Source organism: Streptomyces sp. NRRL F-525 (assembly GCF_000716605.1).
GTDB lineage: Bacteria > Actinomycetota > Actinomycetes > Streptomycetales > Streptomycetaceae > Streptomyces.
Window position 1 is genome coordinate 62664 of the sequence record NZ_JNXE01000005.1, and the last position, 17659, is coordinate 80322.

Here is a 17659-nt window from a genome sequence, read left to right on the forward strand (position 1 = left end):
TCAGGAGCAGTCACAGCAACGCGGCAGCGAGGGTGACTCTCGCGTCGAGGCCGCCACCACCTTCGTACGTATCAGGAAGCTCCTTGAGCTGATCGCTCCTGCTCGATCTCTGCCGCTTGTTCCGCCAGGTACGCCCGTGCCGCCTCCTCCTGGTGCGCGCGTTCGCCGGGGGCGAGGCTGTCGTACTCGCGGAAGCCCTGAACCATGCGATCACCCAGTGCCTCCGCGTACGCGGGGACCCGGGCGGCCTCGCGCAGCGGATCGTCGGGGGCACGGTCGACGGCGAGTTTCTGCAGTGCCTTGCGAATCTTCGTGAACTCGGAGACCGTTCCGTAGAGGGTCGCGCTGATGGTCTCCACCACACCGACGGAGCATGTTGGCGATCTCCAGTGCCGCGAGGCCGCAGCCCACCGCCGCGCCGACTCCGGTCCACGACACGCGTCGGCGGCACGGGCGTTCCATGCCTTGTCGAGCGTCCTGTTGCCGGACCTGATGTTGTCGGAGACCGCCTCGACGGCCTGGCCCAACTGGCCCAACTGGCCCAACTGGCCCCAGACATCACCGCACTTGGCGAACGACTCCCAGCCGCCGGCGAACCTCCCACAGCCTGTCCATCGCCAGGTTGACCGTTTTCACCGCGCGTATCCACTGAAGGCCCAAGGGCTCACCCTGAGGTTCTGCGAAGCCTTCCGTGCTCGCGGCGGTGTTGCCGCTTCCGCCAACTCCCGTAGCGGGACGGGCGTTTCGCGAGTCGCCGGGAGGAACAGGAAGGAATGAAACGAACGGGTTGATCTATGTCAGTAGATTGCCCATCGTGACGAACCGCGGGAGTCGGGCAAACGGCCGGAGCGGGGTCGGCCTCGACGACAGTACGGTTGCGCGGGCCGCGGTCGACGACCGTGGCCGGAGTCTGTACGGTCCGGCTCGCTCTCGGTTCTCGGGCGGAGCGTGGCAGGCCCGGGGGGAAGCGCTCGGCGGGCTTCAGGTAGGGGCGGCCGTCATGGGGCTCGTGGTGGACGCGGCCGTGGTGTGGCTGGTGGTCCGGGGCCGACGGGCCCGGAGCTGGGCGCCGCTGCTCGTCGCGTGCGGGATCTGCGTGGGCCGGATGGCCGTCATGGCTCTCGCGGCGAGGGTCTAGGTGTGCCGTCCCGGCGCGTTGGCGCCGGTGGTTTGCGTGTGCCGCGGCGGCGTCGCTCTTCTGCGCCCTGATCCGTCGGGCATGCCCTGGACGTGGGGTGCCCGGCAGGCGTGCAGTGGACTTGTGGCGGTGCGGATGGGTGTCACCTGGGTGGAGTGATCAGGCCCGGTCTCGCGGGCATCTGGCTCCGGTCCCGGGGGGCCCGCCGCGCGCGTGTGTTTGACCTGCGTCACTCCGGGGGTAATCTCTACGCCCCGATTGGCCAGCCCCCTGCCCCATATGGCAGACTGTCCGAGTTGCTCGGTCGAGTGTTGATGCTGCGCGCCTCCCGTCGGGAGGACCGGAAGCGAGTCCCACGGTACTCGTCGTCCCAACTGCCTCACGGCAGCGCTGGGACGGACGTACGGGAATCTTTCGGGAAGTGTCAGTGCGGCGCCGGCCAGGCACCCGGTGGGCTTCTTCGCCCTCGGCTTGCGGTTCCGGAAGGGCCGTGCTTTCCCAGTAGGGAAGTTCCGTATATGGGACTTCTGTGTCGGTGAGAGCGCGACACACCCGACCGCGTGGGTCGGAGGAATCGAAGAGAACCAGAGAGCAGAAGGGCTTACCGGGGTGCAGAGCGTTACTAGAGACAGGACTACTGAGTAGCCATGGCGGGACAGAAGATCCGCATCCGGCTCAAGGCCTACGACCACGAGGTCATCGACTCCTCGGCGAAGAAGATCGTCGAGACGGTGACGCGCACTGGTGCGTCGGTCGCGGGCCCGGTGCCGCTGCCCACTGAGAAGAACGTGTACTGCGTCATCAAGTCGCCGCACAAGTACAAGGACTCGCGCGAGCACTTCGAGATGCGCACGCACAAGCGCCTGATCGACATCCTCGACCCCACCCCCAAGACCGTTGACTCTCTGATGCGACTCGACCTCCCGGCCGGTGTCGACATCGAGATCAAGCTCTAGGGGCCGGTGAGCTGAAGATGGCTAAGCAGATCAAGGGCATCCTGGGCGAGAAGCTCGGCATGACGCAGGTGTGGGACGAGAACAACCGTGTTGTTCCCGTGACCGTCGTCAAGGCCGGCCCGAACGTCGTGACCCAGGTCCGTACGAACGACAGTGACGGCTACGAGTCGGTCCAGATCGCCTTCGGCGAGATCGACCCGCGCAAGGTGAACAAGCCCCTCAAGGGCCACTTCGCCAAGGCCGATGTCACGCCGCGTCGCCACCTCGTCGAGATCCGCACCGCGGGCGCCTCCGAGTACACGCTCGGCCAGGAGATCACCGCTGAGGTGTTCGAGGCCGGCGTCAAGGTCGACGTGACCGGCAAGAGCAAGGGCAAGGGCTTCGCCGGTGTCATGAAGCGCCACAACTTCCGTGGCCTCGGCGCCGGTCACGGTGTCCAGCGCAAGCACCGCTCTCCCGGCTCCATCGGTGGCTGTGCCACCCCGGGTCGTGTGTTCAAGGGCGTCCGCATGGCGGGCCGCATGGGCAACGAGCGGGTCACCACCCAGAACCTGACCGTTCACGCTGTTGACGCGGAGAAGGGACTGCTCCTCATCAAGGGAGCCATCCCCGGTCCGAACGGCGGCCTCGTCCTGGTCCGTACCGCCGCCAAGGGGGCCTGAGGACACTATGAGCACCATTGACATTCTGTCGCCCTCCGGCGACAACGCCGGGACCGTTGAGCTCCCGGCCGAGATCTTCGACGTAGAGAAGATCAGCATTCCGCTGCTTCACCAGGTCGTCGTCGCACAGCTGGCCGCCGCCCGTCAGGGCACGCACAAGGTCAAGCGTCGTGGCGAGGTCCGCGGTGGTGGTAAGAAGCCGTACCGCCAGAAGGGCACCGGCCGCGCCCGTCAGGGTTCGACCCGCGCCCCGCAGTTCGCCGGCGGTGGCGTCGTGCACGGCCCGACGCCGCGCGACTACTCGCAGCGGACCCCGAAGAAGATGAAGGCCGCGGCCCTGCGCCACGCCCTCACCGACCGGGCCCGCAACGCTCGCATCCACGTCATCACCGGCGTGATCGAGGGCGAGACCCCCTCCACCAAGGCCGCCAAGAGCTTCCTCGGCAAGGTCAGCGAGCGCAAGAACGTGCTCCTGGTCATCGAGCGCTCCGACGAGGCCGCGCTGCTTTCCGCGCGCAACCTGCCCCAGGTCCACATCCTGGAGCCGGGCCAGCTGAACACGTACGACGTTCTCGTCTCGGACGACGTGGTCTTCACCCAGGCCGCTTTCGAGTCCTTCGTGTCTGGCCCCCAGGCCGCTGACACCGAAGGGAGCGAAGCCTGATGGCTACGCGTCACCCGAGCATTGCCTCCAAGGCGGCCAAGGCCGCCAAGGCCGCGCGCGTCGCCAAGGCGAAGCGCCACGAGGCCGAGGGCAAGAACACTGTCGAGACGCCGATCAGCAAGTCGTTCACGGACCCCCGTGACGTGCTGCTGAAGCCGGTCGTCTCCGAGAAGAGCTACGCGCTCCTCGACGAGGGCAAGTACACCTTCATCGTGGCCCCGGGCGCCAACAAGACCCAGATCAAGCAGGCCGTCCAGGCGGTCTTCTCGGTCAAGGTCACCGGGGTCAACACGATCAACCGCCAGGGCAAGCGCAAGCGCACCAAGACCGGTTTCGGTCAGCGCGCGGGCTCCAAGCGCGCGATCGTGACCCTCGCTGAGGGCGACCGTATCGACATCTTCGGCGGTCCGGCCGCGTAAGCGGGTCGGATCGTCCGATATCGGACGAGGACTGAGAAATGGGAATCCGCAAGTACAAGCCGACTACGCCGGGCCGCCGTGGCTCCAGCGTCGCCGACTTCGTCGAGGTCACGCGGTCCACGCCGGAGAAGTCGCTGGTTCGCCCGCTGCACAGCAAGGGCGGCCGTAACAATTCCGGTCGTGTGACCGTTCGCCACCAGGGTGGCGGACACAAGCGCGCCTACCGCGTCATCGACTTCCGTCGCCATGACAAGGACGGCGTGCCGGCGAAGGTCGCGCACATCGAGTACGACCCCAACCGCACCGCGCGCATCGCGCTGCTGCACTACGCGGACGGCGAGAAGCGCTACATCCTCGCCCCGCGCAACCTGCAGCAGGGCGACCGCGTCGAGAACGGTCCCGGGGCCGACATCAAGCCGGGCAACAACCTGGCGCTCCGCAACATCCCGGTCGGTACCACGATCCACGCGATCGAGCTCCGTCCCGGTGGCGGCGCCAAGTTCGCCCGCTCCGCCGGTGCCTCGGTGCAGCTGCTGGCGAAGGAGGGCACGATGGCCCACCTTCGTATGCCCTCCGGCGAGATCCGCCTGGTCGACCAGCGCTGCCGCGCCACGGTCGGCGAGGTCGGCAACGCCGAGCAGAGCAACATCAACTGGGGCAAGGCAGGCCGCAAGCGTTGGCTGGGCGTCCGCCCGTCCGTCCGCGGTGTTGCGATGAACCCGGTCGACCACCCGCACGGTGGTGGTGAGGGCAAGACCTCCGGTGGTCGCCACCCGGTCAGCCCGTGGGGTCAGAAGGAGGGTCGTACTCGCTCGCCGAAGAAGGCATCGAGCAAGTACATCGTCCGCCGCCGCAAGACGAACAAGAAGCGCTAGGAGCGGGTTTAGATGCCGCGCAGTCTCAAGAAGGGGCCCTTCGTCGACGGCCACCTCATCAAGAAGGTGGACGTACAGAACGAGGCCGGCTCCAAGAACGTCATCAAGACCTGGTCCCGCCGCTCGATGATCGTCCCGGCCATGCTCGGCCACACGATCGCGGTGCACAACGGCAAGACCCACATCCCGGTGTTTGTCACCGAGTCGATGGTCGGCCACAAGCTCGGCGAGTTCTCGCCGACGCGCACCTTCCGGGGTCACGTCAAGGACGACCGGAAGTCGAAGCGCCGCTAGCGCGGGGCGACCGACCATGACAAACACTGAAGGGACAACCATGGAAGCCAGGGCCCAGGCGCGGTACATCCGCGTCACGCCCATGAAGGCCCGCCGCGTGGTGGACCTCATCCGTGGCATGGACGCCACGGAGGCTCAGGCGGTCCTGCGTTTCGCCCCGCAGGCCGCGAGCGTGCCGGTCGGCAAGGTGCTGGACAGCGCCATTGCCAACGCCGCACACAACTACGACCACACCGACGCCGGCAGCCTCGTCATTTCCGAGGCGTACGTCGACGAGGGTCCGACCCTGAAGCGGTTCCGGCCGCGTGCCCAGGGCCGCGCCTACCGGATCCGCAAGCGGACCAGCCACATCACCGTGGTCGTCAGCAGCAAGGAAGGAACCCGGTAATGGGCCAGAAGGTTAACCCGCACGGGTTCCGGCTCGGCATCACCACGGACTTCAAGTCCCGGTGGTACGCCGACAAGCTGTACAAGGACTACGTCAAGGAAGACGTCGCCATCCGTCGGATGATGACGTCCGGCATGGAGCGCGCCGGCATCTCGAAGGTGGAGATCGAGCGCACCCGTGACCGCGTGCGTGTGGACATCCACACCGCTCGTCCGGGCATCGTCATCGGCCGCCGTGGCGCCGAGGCCGACCGCATCCGCGGCGACCTCGAGAAGCTCACGGGCAAGCAGGTCCAGCTGAACATCCTCGAGGTCAAGAACCCCGAGACGGATGCCCAGCTGGTCGCGCAGGCCGTCGCCGAGCAGCTCTCCTCCCGCGTCTCCTTCCGCCGCGCCATGCGTAAGAGCATGCAGTCGGCGATGAAGGCCGGCGCCAAGGGCATCAAGATCCAGTGCGGTGGCCGCCTCGGCGGCGCCGAGATGTCCCGCTCGGAGTTCTACCGCGAGGGCCGCGTGCCCCTGCACACGCTCCGCGCGAACGTGGACTACGGCTTCTTCGAGGCCAAGACGACCTTCGGCCGTATCGGTGTGAAGGTCTGGATCTACAAGGGCGACGTCAAGAACATCGCCGAGGTCCGCGCCGAGAACGCCGCTGCCCGTGCGGGTAACCGCCCGGCTCGCGGTGGCGGCCCGGGCGGCGACCGCCCGGCCCGCGGCGGTGGCCGCGGTGGCGAGCGTGGCGGCCGCGGCCGCAAGCCGCAGCAGGCTGCTCCCGCTGCCGAGGCCCCCAAGGCCGAGGCTCCGGCGGCTGCCGCTCCGGTCGAGGCCGCGCCCTCTTCTACCGGTGGAACGGAGGCCTGACCGAAATGCTGATCCCCCGTAGGGTCAAGCACCGCAAGCAGCACCACCCCAAGCGTCGTGGTCAGGCCAAGGGCGGTACGCAGGTTTCGTTCGGCGAGTACGGCATTCAGGCCCTCACGCCGGCGTACGTGACGAACCGCCAGATCGAGGCCGCCCGTATCGCGATGACCCGCCACATCAAGCGTGGCGGCAAGGTCTGGATCAACATCTACCCGGACCGCCCGCTCACGAAGAAGCCTGCCGAGACCCGCATGGGTTCCGGTAAGGGTTCTCCCGAGTGGTGGATCGCGAACGTGCACCCGGGCCGGGTCATGTTCGAGCTGTCCTACCCCAACGAGAAGATCGCCCGTGAGGCCCTCACTCGCGCAGCGCACAAGCTGCCGATGAAGTGCCGGATCGTCAAGCGCGAGGCAGGTGAAGCGTGATGTCGGCCGGTACCAAGGCGTCCGAGCTGCGCGAACTGGGTGACGAGGAGCTTCTCGCGAAGCTCCGCGAAGCCAAGGAAGAGCTGTTCAACCTCCGCTTCCAGGCGGCGACCGGTCAGCTCGAGAACCACGGTCGGCTCAAGGCCGTCCGGAAGGACATCGCGCGGATCTACACCCTGATGCGTGAGCGCGAGCTGGGCATCGAGACGGTGGAGAGCGCCTGATGAGCGAGAGCAACGTGACTGAAGAGCAGACCGCTTCCCGCGGCTTCCGCAAGACCCGTGAGGGTCTCGTCGTCAGCGACAAGATGGACAAGACCGTCGTCGTCGCCGTCGAGGACCGCGTGAAGCACGCGCTGTACGGCAAGGTCATCCGCCGTACGAACAAGCTCAAGGCCCACGACGAGCAGAACGCCGCAGGCGTCGGCGACCGCGTCCTCCTCATGGAGACGCGTCCGCTGTCCGCGACGAAGCGCTGGCGCATCGTCGAGATCCTCGAGAAGGCCAAGTAATTCCTGCGGGGTAATTCCGCAGGACAGTTCCGCCAGGCTCCAAGGGCCGTTCAGTGAACGGCCCTTGGGGAACCGGCAGACGATCAGGAGATAGACGTGATCCAGCAGGAGTCGCGACTGCGTGTCGCCGACAACACTGGTGCGAAGGAAATCCTTTGCATCCGTGTGCTCGGTGGCTCCGGTCGCCGCTACGCGGGCATCGGTGACGTCATCGTCGCCACCGTCAAGGACGCGATCCCCGGTGGCAACGTGAAGAAGGGTGACGTCGTCAAGGCCGTCATCGTTCGCACCGTCAAGGAGCGCCGCCGTCCGGACGGCTCGTACATCCGCTTCGACGAGAACGCCGCCGTCATTCTGAAGAACGACGGCGACCCTCGCGGCACCCGCATCTTCGGCCCGGTCGGGCGCGAGCTGCGCGAGAAGAAGTTCATGAAGATCATCTCGCTGGCTCCGGAGGTGCTGTAAGCATGAAGATCAAGAAGGGTGACACGGTTCAGGTCATCACCGGCAAGGACAAGGGCAAGCAGGGCAAGGTCATTGCCGCTTACCCGCGCGACGAGCGCGTCCTGGTCGAGGGTGTGAACCGGGTCAAGAAGCACACCAAGGCAGGCCCCACCGCCAAGGGTTCGCAGGCCGGTGGCATCGTCACGACCGAGGCGCCGATCCACGTCTCCAACGTCCAGCTGGTCGTTGAGAAGGACGGCAACAAGGTCGTCACGCGTGTCGGCTACCGCTTCGACGACGAGGGCAACAAGGTTCGCGTTGCCAAGCGGACGGGTGAGGACATCTGATGACTACCACCACCACTCCGCGTCTCAAGACGAAGTACCGCGAGGAGATCGCGGGCAAGCTGCGTGAGGAGTTCTCCTACGAGAACGTCATGCAGATCCCCGGCCTCGTCAAGATCGTGGTGAACATGGGTGTCGGCGACGCCGCCCGTGACTCCAAGCTCATGGACGGTGCCGTCCGTGACCTGACCACGATCACCGGTCAGAAGCCGGCCATCACCAAGGCCCGCAAGTCCATCGCGCAGTTCAAGCTGCGCGAGGGTCAGCCGATCGGTGCCCACGTCACGCTCCGTGGCGACCGCATGTGGGAGTTCCTGGACCGCACCCTGTCGCTCGCGCTTCCGCGCATCCGCGACTTCCGTGGTCTGTCTCCCAAGCAGTTCGACGGTCGTGGCAACTACACCTTCGGTCTCACCGAGCAGGTCATGTTCCACGAGATCGACCAGGACAAGATCGACCGCGTCCGGGGTATGGACATCACCGTGGTGACCACGGCGACCAACGACGCCGAAGGCCGTAGCCTTCTCCGTCACCTCGGCTTCCCCTTCAAGGAGGCGTAAGCGAGATGGCGAAGAAGGCTCTGATTGCCAAGGCTGCTCGTAAGCCCAAGTTCGGTGTGCGTGGCTACACCCGCTGCCAGCGCTGCGGCCGCCCGCACTCCGTGTACCGCAAGTTCGGCCTCTGCCGCGTGTGCCTTCGTGAGATGGCTCACCGTGGCGAGCTGCCGGGCGTGACCAAGAGCTCCTGGTAGTCCGGTACTTCCGGACTCCCGAAGCTCTCGGTAAGCAGAGGGCACGGTCAGGTGCCCACCCCTCCATGGCTTAGGCTAGGAGGGTTGGGCGCCTGATTGCCGCCCATACGACTTACTACGCCGTAGGTCCACCGCACCGCACCCGCCTCGTCTCGGATCGAGGAGAGGGATGGGCACCTGGAAACCCCGGCGAGAGAGGCCGAAGGCCAATTCATGACCATGACTGATCCGATCGCAGACATGCTTACGCGTCTGCGGAACGCGAACTCGGCATACCACGACTCCGTGACGATGCCGGCATCGAAGATCAAGTCGCACATCGCGGAGATCCTCCAGCAGGAGGGCTTCATCACGGGCTGGAAGGTCGAGGACGCCGAGGTCGGCAAGAACCTCGTCCTCGAGCTGAAGTTCGGCCCGAACCGTGAGCGCTCCATCGCGGGCATCAAGCGGATCTCCAAGCCCGGTCTCCGGGTTTACGCGAAGTCCACCTCCCTGCCCAAGGTGCTCGGTGGCCTCGGCGTGGCGATCATCTCCACGTCGCACGGTCTCCTCACCGACAAGCAGGCCGGCAAGAAGGGCGTAGGCGGAGAAGTTCTCGCCTACGTCTGGTAGCGGAAAGGAATCGGAAGAAGCTATGTCGCGTATTGGCAAGCTCCCCATCACGGTTCCCGCCGGCGTGGACGTCACCATCGACGGCCGTACGGTCTCGGTCAAGGGCCCCAAGGGCTCGCTGACCCACACCGTCGCTGCGCCGATCGACATCGCCAAGGGTGAGGACGGCGTGCTGAGCGTCACCCGCCCCAACGACGAGCGTCAGAACAAGGCCCTGCACGGCCTGTCCCGCACGCTGGTGGCGAACATGATCACCGGCGTGACCGAGGGTTACGTGAAGAAGCTCGAGATCAGCGGTGTCGGTTACCGCGTTGCGGCCAAGGGATCGAACCTCGAGTTCGCGCTCGGCTACAGCCACTCGATCACCGTCGAGGCGCCCGAGGGCATCTCGTTCAAGGTCGAGAACCCGACGCACTTCTCGGTCGAGGGCATCGACAAGCAGAAGGTCGGCGAGGTTGCGGCCAACATCCGCAAGCTGCGCAAGCCCGACCCGTACAAGGCCAAGGGCGTCAAGTACGAGGGCGAAGTCATCCGGCGCAAGGTCGGAAAGGCGGGTAAGTAAGCCATGGCATACGGTACGAAGATCGCTAAGGGCGACGCTTACAAGCGTGCTGCCATCAAGCGTCGTCACATCCGCATCCGGAAGCACATTTCCGGTACGGCTGAGCGTCCGCGCCTGGTCGTGACCCGCTCCAACCGCCACATCGTGGCCCAGGTCATCGACGACATCAAGGGTCACACCCTGGCGTCGGCGTCGACCCTGGACACCTCGATCCGCGGCGGCGAGAGCGACAAGTCCGCGCAGGCCAAGTCGGTCGGCGCCCTGGTCGCCGAGCGCGCCAAGGCCGCCGGTGTCGAGGCTGTCGTATTCGACCGCGGTGGCAATCAGTACGCGGGGCGCATCGCCGCCCTGGCGGACGCCGCCCGCGAAGCCGGACTGAAGTTCTAGTCGCTTCCGTAGCTAGCGGAAAGAGAGAGGTAATCCAATGGCTGGACCCCAGCGCCGTGGAAGCGGTGCCGGTGGCGGCGAGCGGCGGGACCGGAAGGGCCGTGACGGCGGCGCTGCTGCCGCCGAGAAGACCGCGTACGTTGAGCGCGTAGTCGCGATCAACCGCGTCGCCAAGGTTGTCAAGGGTGGTCGTCGCTTCAGCTTCACCGCGCTCGTCGTGGTGGGCGACGGTGACGGCACCGTCGGTGTCGGTTACGGCAAGGCCAAGGAGGTGCCGGCCGCGATCGCCAAGGGTGTTGAAGAGGCCAAGAAGCACTTCTTCAAGGTCCCCCGTATCCAGGGCACCATCCCGCACCCGATCACGGGCGAGAAGGCCGCGGGCGTCGTCCTGCTCAAGCCTGCTTCCCCCGGTACCGGCGTTATCGCCGGTGGCCCGGTGCGTGCGGTGCTCGAGTGCGCCGGCGTTCACGACATCCTGTCGAAGTCGCTCGGCTCGTCCAACGCGATCAACATCGTGCACGCGACCGTGGCGGCCCTCAAGGGCCTGCAGCGTCCCGAGGAGATCGCGGCCCGCCGCGGTCTGCCCCTCGAGGACGTCGCCCCCGCGGCTCTCCTTCGTGCACGTGCCGGGGCGGGTGCGTAATGGCTCGCCTCAAGGTCACGCAGACGAAGTCGTACATCGGCAGCAAGCAGAACCACCGTGACACGCTGCGGTCGCTTGGTCTCAAGGGGATCAACACCGTGGTCGTCAAGGAGGACCGCCCCGAGTTCCGCGGAATGGTGCACACCGTCCGCCACCTCGTGACGGTTGAGGAGGTCGACTGATCATGGCGGAGAACAACCCGCTCAAGATCCACAACCTCCGTCCCGCCCCGGGCGCCAAGACCGCCAAGACCCGTGTGGGTCGTGGTGAGGCGTCGAAGGGTAAGACGGCCGGTCGTGGTACCAAGGGCACGAAGGCCCGTTACCAGGTTCCGGAGCGCTTCGAGGGTGGCCAGATGCCCCTCCACATGCGTCTCCCGAAGCTGAAGGGTTTCCGTAACCCGTTCAAGACCGAGTTCCAGGTCGTGAACCTCGACAAGCTGGGCGCGCTGTACCCCGAGGGTGGCGAGGTCACCGTAGAGGGTCTCGTCGCCAAGGGTGCCGTTCGCAAGAACAGCCTCGTCAAGGTGCTCGGCCAGGGCGAGATCTCCGTGGCGCTGCAGGTTTCGGTTGACGCCGTCTCCGGCTCCGCCAAGGAGAAGATCACTGCCGCCGGCGGTACGGTCACCGAGCTCGTCTGAGTCCTTTTCGGACCGAGCCTGACCAACGTCAGCATCAGCGGCCGGGGTTGGCCCTCTCTGGAGGGTCGACCCCGGCCGTTTTTTCAGCAGTCGTGACTCATGGGACCTTCGATCGGTATCCCCTAGGGGCGTTGATGTAGGTAGGCTGTGCGGCTGGTACCCAGCGTCGTCTTGGCATGCCGTAATCTCGTTCCACAGGCCATCAACCACACTTAGTCGTCACCTCACGCGCGCACACGCGGGGGTCGCAGGAGGCACCGTGCTCACCGCGTTCGCCCGGGCGTTCAGGACACCCGACCTGCGCAAGAAGCTGCTCTTCACGCTCGGCATCATCGTGGTGTACCGGGTCGGTACGCACGTCCCGATCCCGGGCGTCGATTACAAGAGCGTCCAGACCTGTATCGACGTCTCGAACGGCAACCAGGGTCTGTTCGGTCTGGTCAACATGTTCAGCGGTGGCGCGCTGCTCCAGATCACGATCTTCGCGCTCGGCATCATGCCGTACATCACGGCGAGCATCATTCTGCAGCTGCTGACCGTCGTGATCCCGCGCCTCGAAGCCCTCAAGAAGGAGGGGCAGGCCGGCACGGCGAAGATCACGCAGTACACGCGTTATCTGACCGTGGCGCTCGCCATCCTCCAGGGCACCGGTCTGGTGGCCACCGCCCGCAGCGGCGCCCTCTTCTCGGGCTGCCCGACGGCGAATCAGATCGTCCCGGACCAGTCGATCTTCACCACCATCACCATGGTCGTCTGCATGACCGCCGGCACCTGCGTCGTGATGTGGCTCGGCGAGCTCATCACCGACCGCGGCATCGGCAACGGCATGTCGATCCTCATGTTCATCTCGATCGCCGCGACCTTCCCGTCCGCGCTGTGGGCCATCAAGAAGCAGGGCACGCTGGCCGGCGGCTGGATCGAGTTCGGCACCGTCATCCTCGTCGGCCTGGTGATGGTCGGCCTCGTGGTCTTCGTCGAGCAGGCCCAGCGCAGGATCCCGGTCCAGTACGCGAAGCGCATGATCGGCCGCCGTTCCTACGGTGGTACCTCGACCTACATCCCGCTGAAGGTCAATCAGGCCGGTGTGATTCCGGTCATCTTCGCGTCGTCGCTGCTCTACATCCCGGCTCTGGTCGCTCAGTTCTCCGGCGGTACGTCCGGCTGGAAGACCTGGATCCAGACCAACCTGACCAAGGGTGACCACCCGATTTACCTGGTCAGCTACTTCCTGCTGATCGTTTTCTTCGCGTTCTTCTACGTGGCGATCTCGTTCAACCCCGAGGAAGTCGCGGACAACATGAAGAAGTATGGTGGCTTCATCCCGGGCATCCGGGCTGGCCGGCCCACCGCTGAGTACCTGAGTTACGTACTCAACCGGATCACCTGGCCGGGTTCGCTGTATCTGGGTCTGATCGCTCTCGTACCGACGATGGCGTTGGTCGGTTTCAACGCAAGCGGCAACTTCCCGTTCGGCGGGACCAGCATCCTGATCATCGTGGGTGTCGGTCTCGAGACGGTGAAGCAGATCGAGAGCCAGCTCCAGCAGCGCAATTACGAAGGGTTCCTCCGCTGATGCGAATCGTCCTCGTCGGGCCGCCGGGTGCCGGTAAGGGAACGCAGGCTGTGCGCCTCGCCAAGACGCTGCACATCCCGCACATCTCCACGGGCGACCTCTTCCGTGCCAACATCAGTCAGGCCACGGAACTCGGCAAACTGGCGAAGTCCTACATGGACGCGGGCAACCTGGTCCCGGACGAGGTCACCATCGCGATGGCCAAGGACCGCATGGAGCAGCCGGACGCGGTCAACGGCTTTCTGCTGGACGGCTTTCCGCGCAATGTGTCGCAGGCCGAGGCGCTGGACGAGCTGCTGAAGACCGAGGGCATCAAGCTGGACGCGGTCCTCGACCTGGAGGTCTCCGAGGACGAGGTGGTCAAGCGCATCGCCGGCCGCCGCATCTGCCGCAAGGACTCCAGCCACGTCTTCCACGTGACGTACAGCCCGCCGAAGCAGGACGGCGTCTGTGACGTGTGCGGCGGCGAGCTGTACCAGCGCGACGACGACTCCGAGGACACGGTCCGCACCCGCCTGGAGGTCTACCACACGCAGACCGAGCCGATCATCGACTACTACAAGGCCCAGGGCCTGGTGGTCACGATCTCCTCGCTCGGTCCGGTGGAAGAGATCACGCAGCGGGCGCTGGACGCGCTGCAGCACGAGGACGAGAGCGCGAAGTAGTCAGCTGACAGATCCGGCCGCGGTGCCCACAGGGGTGCCGCGGTCGTACTGTTGTGTACGGCCATTGTGTGGCCGGCCGTTTTGTACAGCCATTCTTTGTGTCGCGGAAGACGGAGAGCGCAGGCCCCCATGGTGCAGATCAAGACCCCCGAGCAGATCGCCAAGATGCGCGAGGCGGGGCTGGTCGTCGCCGCGATCCACGCGGCCACGCGTGAGGCGGCCGTACCCGGCGCCAGCACGAAGGATCTGGACGAGGTCGCCCGCAAGGTCCTCGCGGACCACAACGCGAAGCCGAACTTCCTCGGCTACGGCGGCTTCCCCGCGACGATCTGCACCTCGGTGAACGAGGTCGTCGTGCACGGGATCCCGTCCGAGGACGTGGTGCTGAAGGACGGCGACATCATCTCCATCGACTGCGGGGCGATCATCGATGGGTGGCATGGCGATGCGGCGTACACCGCGTTCGTGGGGTCGGGGCATTCTCCGGAGCTGCTTGAGTTGTCGCGGGTGACCGAGGGGTCGATGTGGGCCGGGATCGCGGCGATGAAGCTCGGTAATCGGCTGGTGGACATCTCGCGGGCGATCGAGACGTACATCCGGCGGCAGCCGAAGCCGGGTGGGGGCAAGTACGGGATCGTCGAGGACTACGGCGGTCACGGCATCGGTACGGAGATGCACATGGACCCGCACCTGTTGAACTACGTCGAGAAGCGGCGGGGCAAGGGGCCGAAGCTGGTGCCGGGGTTCTGCCTCGCCATCGAGCCGATGGTGTCGCTGGGGACCCCTAAGACCGAGGTGCTCTCGGACGACTGGACTGTCATCACGACGGACGGGACCTGGTCGTCGCACTGGGAGCACTCGGTTGCCTTGACCGAGGAGGGGCCGCTTGTGCTGACGGCTCCTGATGGTGGTACGGCGAAGTTGGCCGAGTATGGGATCACGGCTGCGCCGGATCCGCTCGCGTAGTTGTCTGGCTGACCGCCGGTGGGGGCTGGTCGCGCAGTTCCCCGCGCCCCTAAAAGCCCTCCGCGTGCTTAGTGATCTCCGCTCTGGGGCATCCTTCCTCGATTCGTCTTTCCGAGTGGCCTGACGTAGACTGACTCGTCGGCTCTCGTGCACCCGCATGTCCGCATGCACCCCGCAAGGGGAACGCACCGAGTCGATCAAGGTAGTCGATTCGAAGGGCGAAGCGTGGCCAAGAAGCAAGGTGCCATCGAGATCGAAGGCACTGTCGTCGAGTCTCTCCCGAACGCCATGTTCAAGGTGGAGCTCCAGAACGGCCACCAGGTCCTGGCACACATCAGCGGCAAGATGCGTATGCACTACATCCGCATCCTCCCTGACGACCGGGTCGTGGTGGAGCTGTCTCCGTACGACCTGACGCGTGGCCGGATCGTCTACCGCTACAAGTAGATCTTGCCCAGGTTCCGCGCAAGCGGCGCCGAAGGCAACTGACCCGGAGAACCTCACCAATGAAGGTCAAGCCGAGCGTCAAGAAGATCTGCGACAAGTGCAGGGTGATCCGCCGTCACGGTCGGGTCATGGTCATCTGCGAGAACCCGCGCCACAAGCAGCGCCAGGGCTGACGCACGACCTTCCCTCTGCATCTTTCGCAGAGTTTCGCGCGACGCGAGCAATACATGTTCATACGCAGGACCCGGGCGTAGTAGGCGCCCGACACCCCCGGCTCGGAGGCTGGGGACCCACGCCGTACCAAGTCTTCTGCGGAAGAGGCCGGCGGCTGGGATCCGGTTCTGCGGAAGACCTCCGAAGATCAACTGGAGCCATTGAATGGCACGCGTTTCCGGTGTCGACATCCCGCGCGAAAAGCGCGTGGAGGTCGCCCTCACCTACGTGTTCGGCATTGGTCGGACCCTTTCCCAGCTGACGCTGGCCGAGACCGGCATCGACCCCAACACCCGCGTTCGCGACCTCTCGGAAGAGCAGCTCGTCGCGATTCGTGAGTACGTCGACGCCAACATCAAGACCGAGGGTGACCTCCGTCGCGAGATCCAGGCCGACATCCGCCGCAAGGTGGAGATCGGTTGCTACCAGGGTCTCCGTCACCGTCGTGGTCTGCCCGTTCGCGGTCAGCGCACCAGCACGAACGCTCGTACCCGCAAGGGTCCGCGTCGCGCCATCGCCGGCAAGAAGAAGCCGGGCAAGAAGTAGTCCGCAGCGGACAACGCTTCACCAGCGGTCTTCGCTGTAGGACCGACCACCTCCCCGTAGGAGTAATAGATGCCCCCCAAGGGTCGTCAGGGCGCTGCCAAGAAGGTGCGCCGCAAGGAAAAGAAGAACGTCGCTCACGGCCACGCGCACATCAAGAGCACGTTCAACAACACGATCGTCTCGATCACGGACCCCTCGGGCAACGTGATCTCCTGGGCCTCCGCCGGCCACGTCGGCTTCAAGGGCTCGCGCAAGTCCACCCCCTTCGCCGCGCAGATGGCCGCCGAGTCGGCCGCCCGTCGCGCGCAGGAGCACGGCATGCGCAAGGTTGACGTCTTCGTGAAGGGCCCGGGCTCCGGTCGCGAGACCGCGATCCGCTCCCTCCAGGCCACTGGCCTCGAGGTCGGCTCCATCCAGGACGTCACCCCCACCCCGCACAACGGCTGCCGTCCGCCGAAGCGCCGCCGCGTCTGACTTTTCGTCGGGCGTACGGTTGTCTTGGGTTTCGGGCGGTATGGCACTTCGGTGGCGTGCCGCCCGTACCCTTGGAGTACTAGTCGGACATCAAATAGTGGGTGTCCATGACTGAAGGATTCATCACATGCTGATCGCTCAGCGCCCCTCGTTGACCGAAGAGGTCGTCGACGAATTCCGCTCCCGGTTCGTGATCGAGCCGCTGGAGCCGGGCTTCGGCTACACCCTCGGCAACTCCCTGCGTCGTACGCTCCTCTCCTCGATCCCCGGTGCGGCTGTCACCAGCATCAGGATCGACGGCGTTCTGCACGAGTTCACCACCGTGCCGGGCGTCAAGGAGGACGTCACCGACCTGATCCTCAACATCAAGCAGCTGGTCGTCTCCTCGGAGCACGACGAGCCGGTCGTGATGTACCTGCGCAAGCAGGGTCCGGGTCTGGTCACCGCCGCCGACATCGCGCCCCCGGCCGGTGTCGAGGTGCACAACCCCGATCTCGTCCTCGCCACGCTCAACGGCAAGGGCAAGCTGGAGATGGAGCTCACGGTCGAGCGTGGCCGCGGTTACGTCTCCGCCGTGCAGAACAAGCAGGTGGGCCAGGAGATCGGCCGTATTCCGGTCGACTCCATCTACAGCCCGGTGCTGAAGGTCACGTACAAGGTCGAGGCCACGCGTGTCGAGCAGCGGACCGACTTCGACAAGCTCATCGTCGACGTCGAGACGAAGCAGGCCATGCGGCCGCGTGACGCCATGGCGTCCGCCGGTAAGACCCTGGTGGAGCTGTTCGGTCTCGCCCGCGAGCTGAACATCGACGCCGAGGGCATCGACATGGGCCCGTCCCCCACGGACGCCGCCCTTGCCGCTGATCTCGCCCTGCCGATCGAGGAGCTGGAGCTCACCGTTCGGTCGTACAACTGCCTCAAGCGCGAGGGCATCCACTCCGTGGGTGAGCTCGTGGCTCGTTCCGAGGCCGACCTCCTGGACATCCGCAACTTCGGTGCGAAGTCCATCGATGAGGTCAAGGCGAAGCTGGCCGGCATGGGCCTGGCCCTGAAGGACAGCCCGCCCGGATTCGACCCGACCGCCGCCGCCGATGCCTTTGGCGCCGACGACGATGTGGACGCGGGTTTCGTGGAGACCGAGCAGTACTGATCGGTTGTTGCCGGTGAGCGTCCGCTCGCCGGGTCCTGACCCCGGTACCT

31 protein-coding genes are annotated in these 17659 nt (G+C 65.8%); 30 read left to right on the plus strand and 1 reads right to left on the minus strand.

From position 1 onward, the window contains the following. Positions 1-71: 71 nt before the first annotated feature. Positions 72-362 carry a hypothetical protein gene (locus OO69_RS49365; protein ID WP_051800888.1) on the minus strand — a complete coding sequence of 97 codons (291 nt, stop codon included), beginning with the start codon at positions 360-362 and terminating at the stop codon, positions 72-74. Between the two features lie 638 nt (positions 363-1000). Here OO69_RS49365 and OO69_RS52925 point away from each other — a divergent pair. The 30 genes from OO69_RS52925 to OO69_RS09435 all read left to right on the plus strand — a co-directional run bounded on the left by OO69_RS52925 (position 1001) and on the right by OO69_RS09435 (position 17609). Further along, positions 1001-1138: a hypothetical protein gene (locus OO69_RS52925; RefSeq protein WP_234444386.1), complete on the plus strand. Its 138-nt coding sequence runs from the start codon at positions 1001-1003 to the stop codon at positions 1136-1138. Between the two features lie 647 nt (positions 1139-1785). Beyond that, positions 1786-2094, plus strand: coding sequence for a 30S ribosomal protein S10 (gene rpsJ / locus OO69_RS09295; protein WP_003948644.1), 309 nt, complete (start codon positions 1786-1788; stop codon positions 2092-2094). Positions 2095-2111: 17 nt separating this feature from the next. After that, positions 2112-2756 carry a 50S ribosomal protein L3 gene (gene rplC / locus OO69_RS09300; protein WP_033280016.1) on the plus strand — a complete coding sequence of 215 codons (645 nt, stop codon included), beginning with the start codon at positions 2112-2114 and terminating at the stop codon, positions 2754-2756. Positions 2757-2763: 7 nt separating this feature from the next. Further along, complete coding sequence (rplD, locus tag OO69_RS09305; RefSeq protein ID WP_033280017.1) at positions 2764-3420, plus strand: 50S ribosomal protein L4; 657 nt, start codon at positions 2764-2766, stop codon at positions 3418-3420. Then, on the plus strand, positions 3420-3839 hold the full coding sequence (gene rplW, locus OO69_RS09310; RefSeq protein WP_033280018.1) for a 50S ribosomal protein L23: 420 nt from the start codon (positions 3420-3422) through the stop codon (positions 3837-3839). Before rplD ends, rplW begins: the two co-directional genes overlap by 1 nt. A 38-nt stretch (positions 3840-3877) precedes the next feature. Next, entirely contained in the window at positions 3878-4714 is an 837-nt protein-coding gene (gene rplB, locus OO69_RS09315) for a 50S ribosomal protein L2 (protein WP_019055517.1), read from the plus strand. Between the two features lie 12 nt (positions 4715-4726). After that, positions 4727-5008: a 30S ribosomal protein S19 gene (rpsS, locus tag OO69_RS09320; protein ID WP_019055518.1), complete on the plus strand. Its 282-nt coding sequence runs from the start codon at positions 4727-4729 to the stop codon at positions 5006-5008. A 40-nt stretch (positions 5009-5048) separates the two neighbouring features. Then, positions 5049-5396, plus strand: a complete 348-nt coding sequence (gene rplV, locus OO69_RS09325) for a 50S ribosomal protein L22 (protein WP_006604878.1) — start codon at positions 5049-5051, stop codon at positions 5394-5396. Further along, entirely contained in the window at positions 5396-6256 is an 861-nt protein-coding gene (gene rpsC / locus OO69_RS09330; RefSeq protein WP_033280019.1) for a 30S ribosomal protein S3, read from the plus strand. The genes rplV and rpsC overlap by 1 nt, the downstream gene beginning before the upstream one ends. A 5-nt stretch (positions 6257-6261) precedes the next feature. Then, on the plus strand, positions 6262-6681 hold the full coding sequence (rplP, locus tag OO69_RS09335; RefSeq protein ID WP_010986348.1) for a 50S ribosomal protein L16: 420 nt from the start codon (positions 6262-6264) through the stop codon (positions 6679-6681). Next, positions 6681-6905, plus strand: a complete 225-nt coding sequence (rpmC, locus tag OO69_RS09340; protein ID WP_003998824.1) for a 50S ribosomal protein L29 — start codon at positions 6681-6683, stop codon at positions 6903-6905. Before rplP ends, rpmC begins: the two co-directional genes overlap by 1 nt. Further along, a complete protein-coding gene (rpsQ, locus tag OO69_RS09345) occupies positions 6905-7192 on the plus strand; it encodes a 30S ribosomal protein S17 (RefSeq protein ID WP_019072282.1) in 288 nt (95 codons plus the stop codon). The genes rpmC and rpsQ overlap by 1 nt, the downstream gene beginning before the upstream one ends. A 96-nt stretch (positions 7193-7288) precedes the next feature. Further along, positions 7289-7657, plus strand: a complete 369-nt coding sequence (gene rplN / locus OO69_RS09350) for a 50S ribosomal protein L14 (RefSeq protein ID WP_003998823.1) — start codon at positions 7289-7291, stop codon at positions 7655-7657. A gap of 2 nt (positions 7658-7659) precedes the next feature. Next, positions 7660-7983, plus strand: a complete 324-nt coding sequence (gene rplX / locus OO69_RS09355) for a 50S ribosomal protein L24 (RefSeq protein ID WP_019072281.1) — start codon at positions 7660-7662, stop codon at positions 7981-7983. Further along, on the plus strand, positions 7983-8540 hold the full coding sequence (gene rplE, locus OO69_RS09360; RefSeq protein WP_033280020.1) for a 50S ribosomal protein L5: 558 nt from the start codon (positions 7983-7985) through the stop codon (positions 8538-8540). Before rplX ends, rplE begins: the two co-directional genes overlap by 1 nt. A 5-nt stretch (positions 8541-8545) precedes the next feature. Beyond that, complete coding sequence (locus tag OO69_RS09365) at positions 8546-8731, plus strand: type Z 30S ribosomal protein S14 (RefSeq protein WP_003948630.1); 186 nt, start codon at positions 8546-8548, stop codon at positions 8729-8731. A 213-nt stretch (positions 8732-8944) separates the two neighbouring features. After that, entirely contained in the window at positions 8945-9343 is a 399-nt protein-coding gene (gene rpsH, locus OO69_RS09370; protein ID WP_013001411.1) for a 30S ribosomal protein S8, read from the plus strand. A gap of 22 nt (positions 9344-9365) precedes the next feature. After that, positions 9366-9905 (plus strand): 50S ribosomal protein L6, encoded by a 540-nt coding sequence (gene rplF / locus OO69_RS09375; protein ID WP_033280021.1) that lies wholly within the window; start codon positions 9366-9368, stop codon positions 9903-9905. A gap of 3 nt (positions 9906-9908) precedes the next feature. Next, positions 9909-10292 carry a 50S ribosomal protein L18 gene (gene rplR, locus OO69_RS09380; RefSeq protein WP_019055526.1) on the plus strand — a complete coding sequence of 128 codons (384 nt, stop codon included), beginning with the start codon at positions 9909-9911 and terminating at the stop codon, positions 10290-10292. A 37-nt stretch (positions 10293-10329) separates the two neighbouring features. Then, positions 10330-10935, plus strand: coding sequence for a 30S ribosomal protein S5 (gene rpsE, locus OO69_RS09385; RefSeq protein WP_006376045.1), 606 nt, complete (start codon positions 10330-10332; stop codon positions 10933-10935). Further along, a complete protein-coding gene (gene rpmD / locus OO69_RS09390) occupies positions 10935-11117 on the plus strand; it encodes a 50S ribosomal protein L30 (RefSeq protein ID WP_006376032.1) in 183 nt (60 codons plus the stop codon). Before rpsE ends, rpmD begins: the two co-directional genes overlap by 1 nt. Positions 11118-11119: 2 nt before the next feature. Next, positions 11120-11575, plus strand: a complete 456-nt coding sequence (gene rplO / locus OO69_RS09395) for a 50S ribosomal protein L15 (RefSeq protein ID WP_019055527.1) — start codon at positions 11120-11122, stop codon at positions 11573-11575. A 259-nt stretch (positions 11576-11834) separates the two neighbouring features. Next, positions 11835-13148 carry a preprotein translocase subunit SecY gene (secY, locus tag OO69_RS09400; RefSeq protein WP_033280022.1) on the plus strand — a complete coding sequence of 438 codons (1314 nt, stop codon included), beginning with the start codon at positions 11835-11837 and terminating at the stop codon, positions 13146-13148. Then, the gene (locus OO69_RS09405) at positions 13148-13813 is read left to right on the plus strand and encodes an adenylate kinase (protein ID WP_033280023.1); all 666 of its coding nucleotides are present in this window, start codon (positions 13148-13150) and stop codon (positions 13811-13813) included. Before secY ends, OO69_RS09405 begins: the two co-directional genes overlap by 1 nt. A gap of 129 nt (positions 13814-13942) precedes the next feature. After that, positions 13943-14779, plus strand: coding sequence for a type I methionyl aminopeptidase (gene map / locus OO69_RS09410; protein ID WP_033280024.1), 837 nt, complete (start codon positions 13943-13945; stop codon positions 14777-14779). Positions 14780-15004: 225 nt separating this feature from the next. Further along, positions 15005-15226: a translation initiation factor IF-1 gene (infA, locus tag OO69_RS09415; RefSeq protein ID WP_003948620.1), complete on the plus strand. Its 222-nt coding sequence runs from the start codon at positions 15005-15007 to the stop codon at positions 15224-15226. 59 nt (positions 15227-15285) lie between these two features. Then, a complete protein-coding gene (gene rpmJ, locus OO69_RS09420) occupies positions 15286-15399 on the plus strand; it encodes a 50S ribosomal protein L36 (protein WP_003998809.1) in 114 nt (37 codons plus the stop codon). Positions 15400-15604: 205 nt separating this feature from the next. Then, on the plus strand, positions 15605-15985 hold the full coding sequence (rpsM, locus tag OO69_RS09425; RefSeq protein ID WP_019055531.1) for a 30S ribosomal protein S13: 381 nt from the start codon (positions 15605-15607) through the stop codon (positions 15983-15985). Positions 15986-16054: 69 nt separating this feature from the next. Next, positions 16055-16459 carry a 30S ribosomal protein S11 gene (rpsK, locus tag OO69_RS09430; RefSeq protein ID WP_003956432.1) on the plus strand — a complete coding sequence of 135 codons (405 nt, stop codon included), beginning with the start codon at positions 16055-16057 and terminating at the stop codon, positions 16457-16459. Between the two features lie 127 nt (positions 16460-16586). Next, positions 16587-17609: a DNA-directed RNA polymerase subunit alpha gene (locus OO69_RS09435; protein WP_019055532.1), complete on the plus strand. Its 1023-nt coding sequence runs from the start codon at positions 16587-16589 to the stop codon at positions 17607-17609. Positions 17610-17659: the final 50 nt, after the last annotated feature.

What these genes read in the sequence shown, in the direction of transcription:
- rpsK (WP_003956432.1), top strand. Translation starts at nt 16,055, where the DNA reads ATGCCCCCCAAGGGTCGTCAGGGCGCTGCCAAGAAGGTGCGCCGCAAG.
- rpsJ (WP_003948644.1), top strand. Translation starts at nt 1,786, where the DNA reads ATGGCGGGACAGAAGATCCGCATCCGGCTCAAGGCCTACGACCACGAG.
- OO69_RS09365 (WP_003948630.1), top strand. Translation starts at nt 8,546, where the DNA reads ATGGCGAAGAAGGCTCTGATTGCCAAGGCTGCTCGTAAGCCCAAGTTC.
- rplX (WP_019072281.1), top strand. Translation starts at nt 7,660, where the DNA reads ATGAAGATCAAGAAGGGTGACACGGTTCAGGTCATCACCGGCAAGGAC.
- rplW (WP_033280018.1), top strand. Translation starts at nt 3,420, where the DNA reads ATGGCTACGCGTCACCCGAGCATTGCCTCCAAGGCGGCCAAGGCCGCC.
- rpsM (WP_019055531.1), top strand. Translation starts at nt 15,605, where the DNA reads ATGGCACGCGTTTCCGGTGTCGACATCCCGCGCGAAAAGCGCGTGGAG.
- rpsS (WP_019055518.1), top strand. Translation starts at nt 4,727, where the DNA reads ATGCCGCGCAGTCTCAAGAAGGGGCCCTTCGTCGACGGCCACCTCATC.
- rplV (WP_006604878.1), top strand. Translation starts at nt 5,049, where the DNA reads ATGGAAGCCAGGGCCCAGGCGCGGTACATCCGCGTCACGCCCATGAAG.
- rplC (WP_033280016.1), top strand. Translation starts at nt 2,112, where the DNA reads ATGGCTAAGCAGATCAAGGGCATCCTGGGCGAGAAGCTCGGCATGACG.
- rpsH (WP_013001411.1), top strand. Translation starts at nt 8,945, where the DNA reads ATGACCATGACTGATCCGATCGCAGACATGCTTACGCGTCTGCGGAAC.
- rplR (WP_019055526.1), top strand. Translation starts at nt 9,909, where the DNA reads ATGGCATACGGTACGAAGATCGCTAAGGGCGACGCTTACAAGCGTGCT.
- rpmD (WP_006376032.1), top strand. Translation starts at nt 10,935, where the DNA reads ATGGCTCGCCTCAAGGTCACGCAGACGAAGTCGTACATCGGCAGCAAG.
- OO69_RS09405 (WP_033280023.1), top strand. Translation starts at nt 13,148, where the DNA reads ATGCGAATCGTCCTCGTCGGGCCGCCGGGTGCCGGTAAGGGAACGCAG.
- rpsC (WP_033280019.1), top strand. Translation starts at nt 5,396, where the DNA reads ATGGGCCAGAAGGTTAACCCGCACGGGTTCCGGCTCGGCATCACCACG.
- rpmC (WP_003998824.1), top strand. Translation starts at nt 6,681, where the DNA reads ATGTCGGCCGGTACCAAGGCGTCCGAGCTGCGCGAACTGGGTGACGAG.
- rpmJ (WP_003998809.1), top strand. Translation starts at nt 15,286, where the DNA reads ATGAAGGTCAAGCCGAGCGTCAAGAAGATCTGCGACAAGTGCAGGGTG.
- rpsE (WP_006376045.1), top strand. Translation starts at nt 10,330, where the DNA reads ATGGCTGGACCCCAGCGCCGTGGAAGCGGTGCCGGTGGCGGCGAGCGG.
- rplF (WP_033280021.1), top strand. Translation starts at nt 9,366, where the DNA reads ATGTCGCGTATTGGCAAGCTCCCCATCACGGTTCCCGCCGGCGTGGAC.
- OO69_RS09435 (WP_019055532.1), top strand. Translation starts at nt 16,587, where the DNA reads ATGCTGATCGCTCAGCGCCCCTCGTTGACCGAAGAGGTCGTCGACGAA.
- OO69_RS52925 (WP_234444386.1), top strand. Translation starts at nt 1,001, where the DNA reads ATGGGGCTCGTGGTGGACGCGGCCGTGGTGTGGCTGGTGGTCCGGGGC.
- rplB (WP_019055517.1), top strand. Translation starts at nt 3,878, where the DNA reads ATGGGAATCCGCAAGTACAAGCCGACTACGCCGGGCCGCCGTGGCTCC.
- map (WP_033280024.1), top strand. Translation starts at nt 13,943, where the DNA reads ATGGTGCAGATCAAGACCCCCGAGCAGATCGCCAAGATGCGCGAGGCG.
- rplO (WP_019055527.1), top strand. Translation starts at nt 11,120, where the DNA reads ATGGCGGAGAACAACCCGCTCAAGATCCACAACCTCCGTCCCGCCCCG.
- rpsQ (WP_019072282.1), top strand. Translation starts at nt 6,905, where the DNA reads ATGAGCGAGAGCAACGTGACTGAAGAGCAGACCGCTTCCCGCGGCTTC.
- rplD (WP_033280017.1), top strand. Translation starts at nt 2,764, where the DNA reads ATGAGCACCATTGACATTCTGTCGCCCTCCGGCGACAACGCCGGGACC.
- rplP (WP_010986348.1), top strand. Translation starts at nt 6,262, where the DNA reads ATGCTGATCCCCCGTAGGGTCAAGCACCGCAAGCAGCACCACCCCAAG.
- rplE (WP_033280020.1), top strand. Translation starts at nt 7,983, where the DNA reads ATGACTACCACCACCACTCCGCGTCTCAAGACGAAGTACCGCGAGGAG.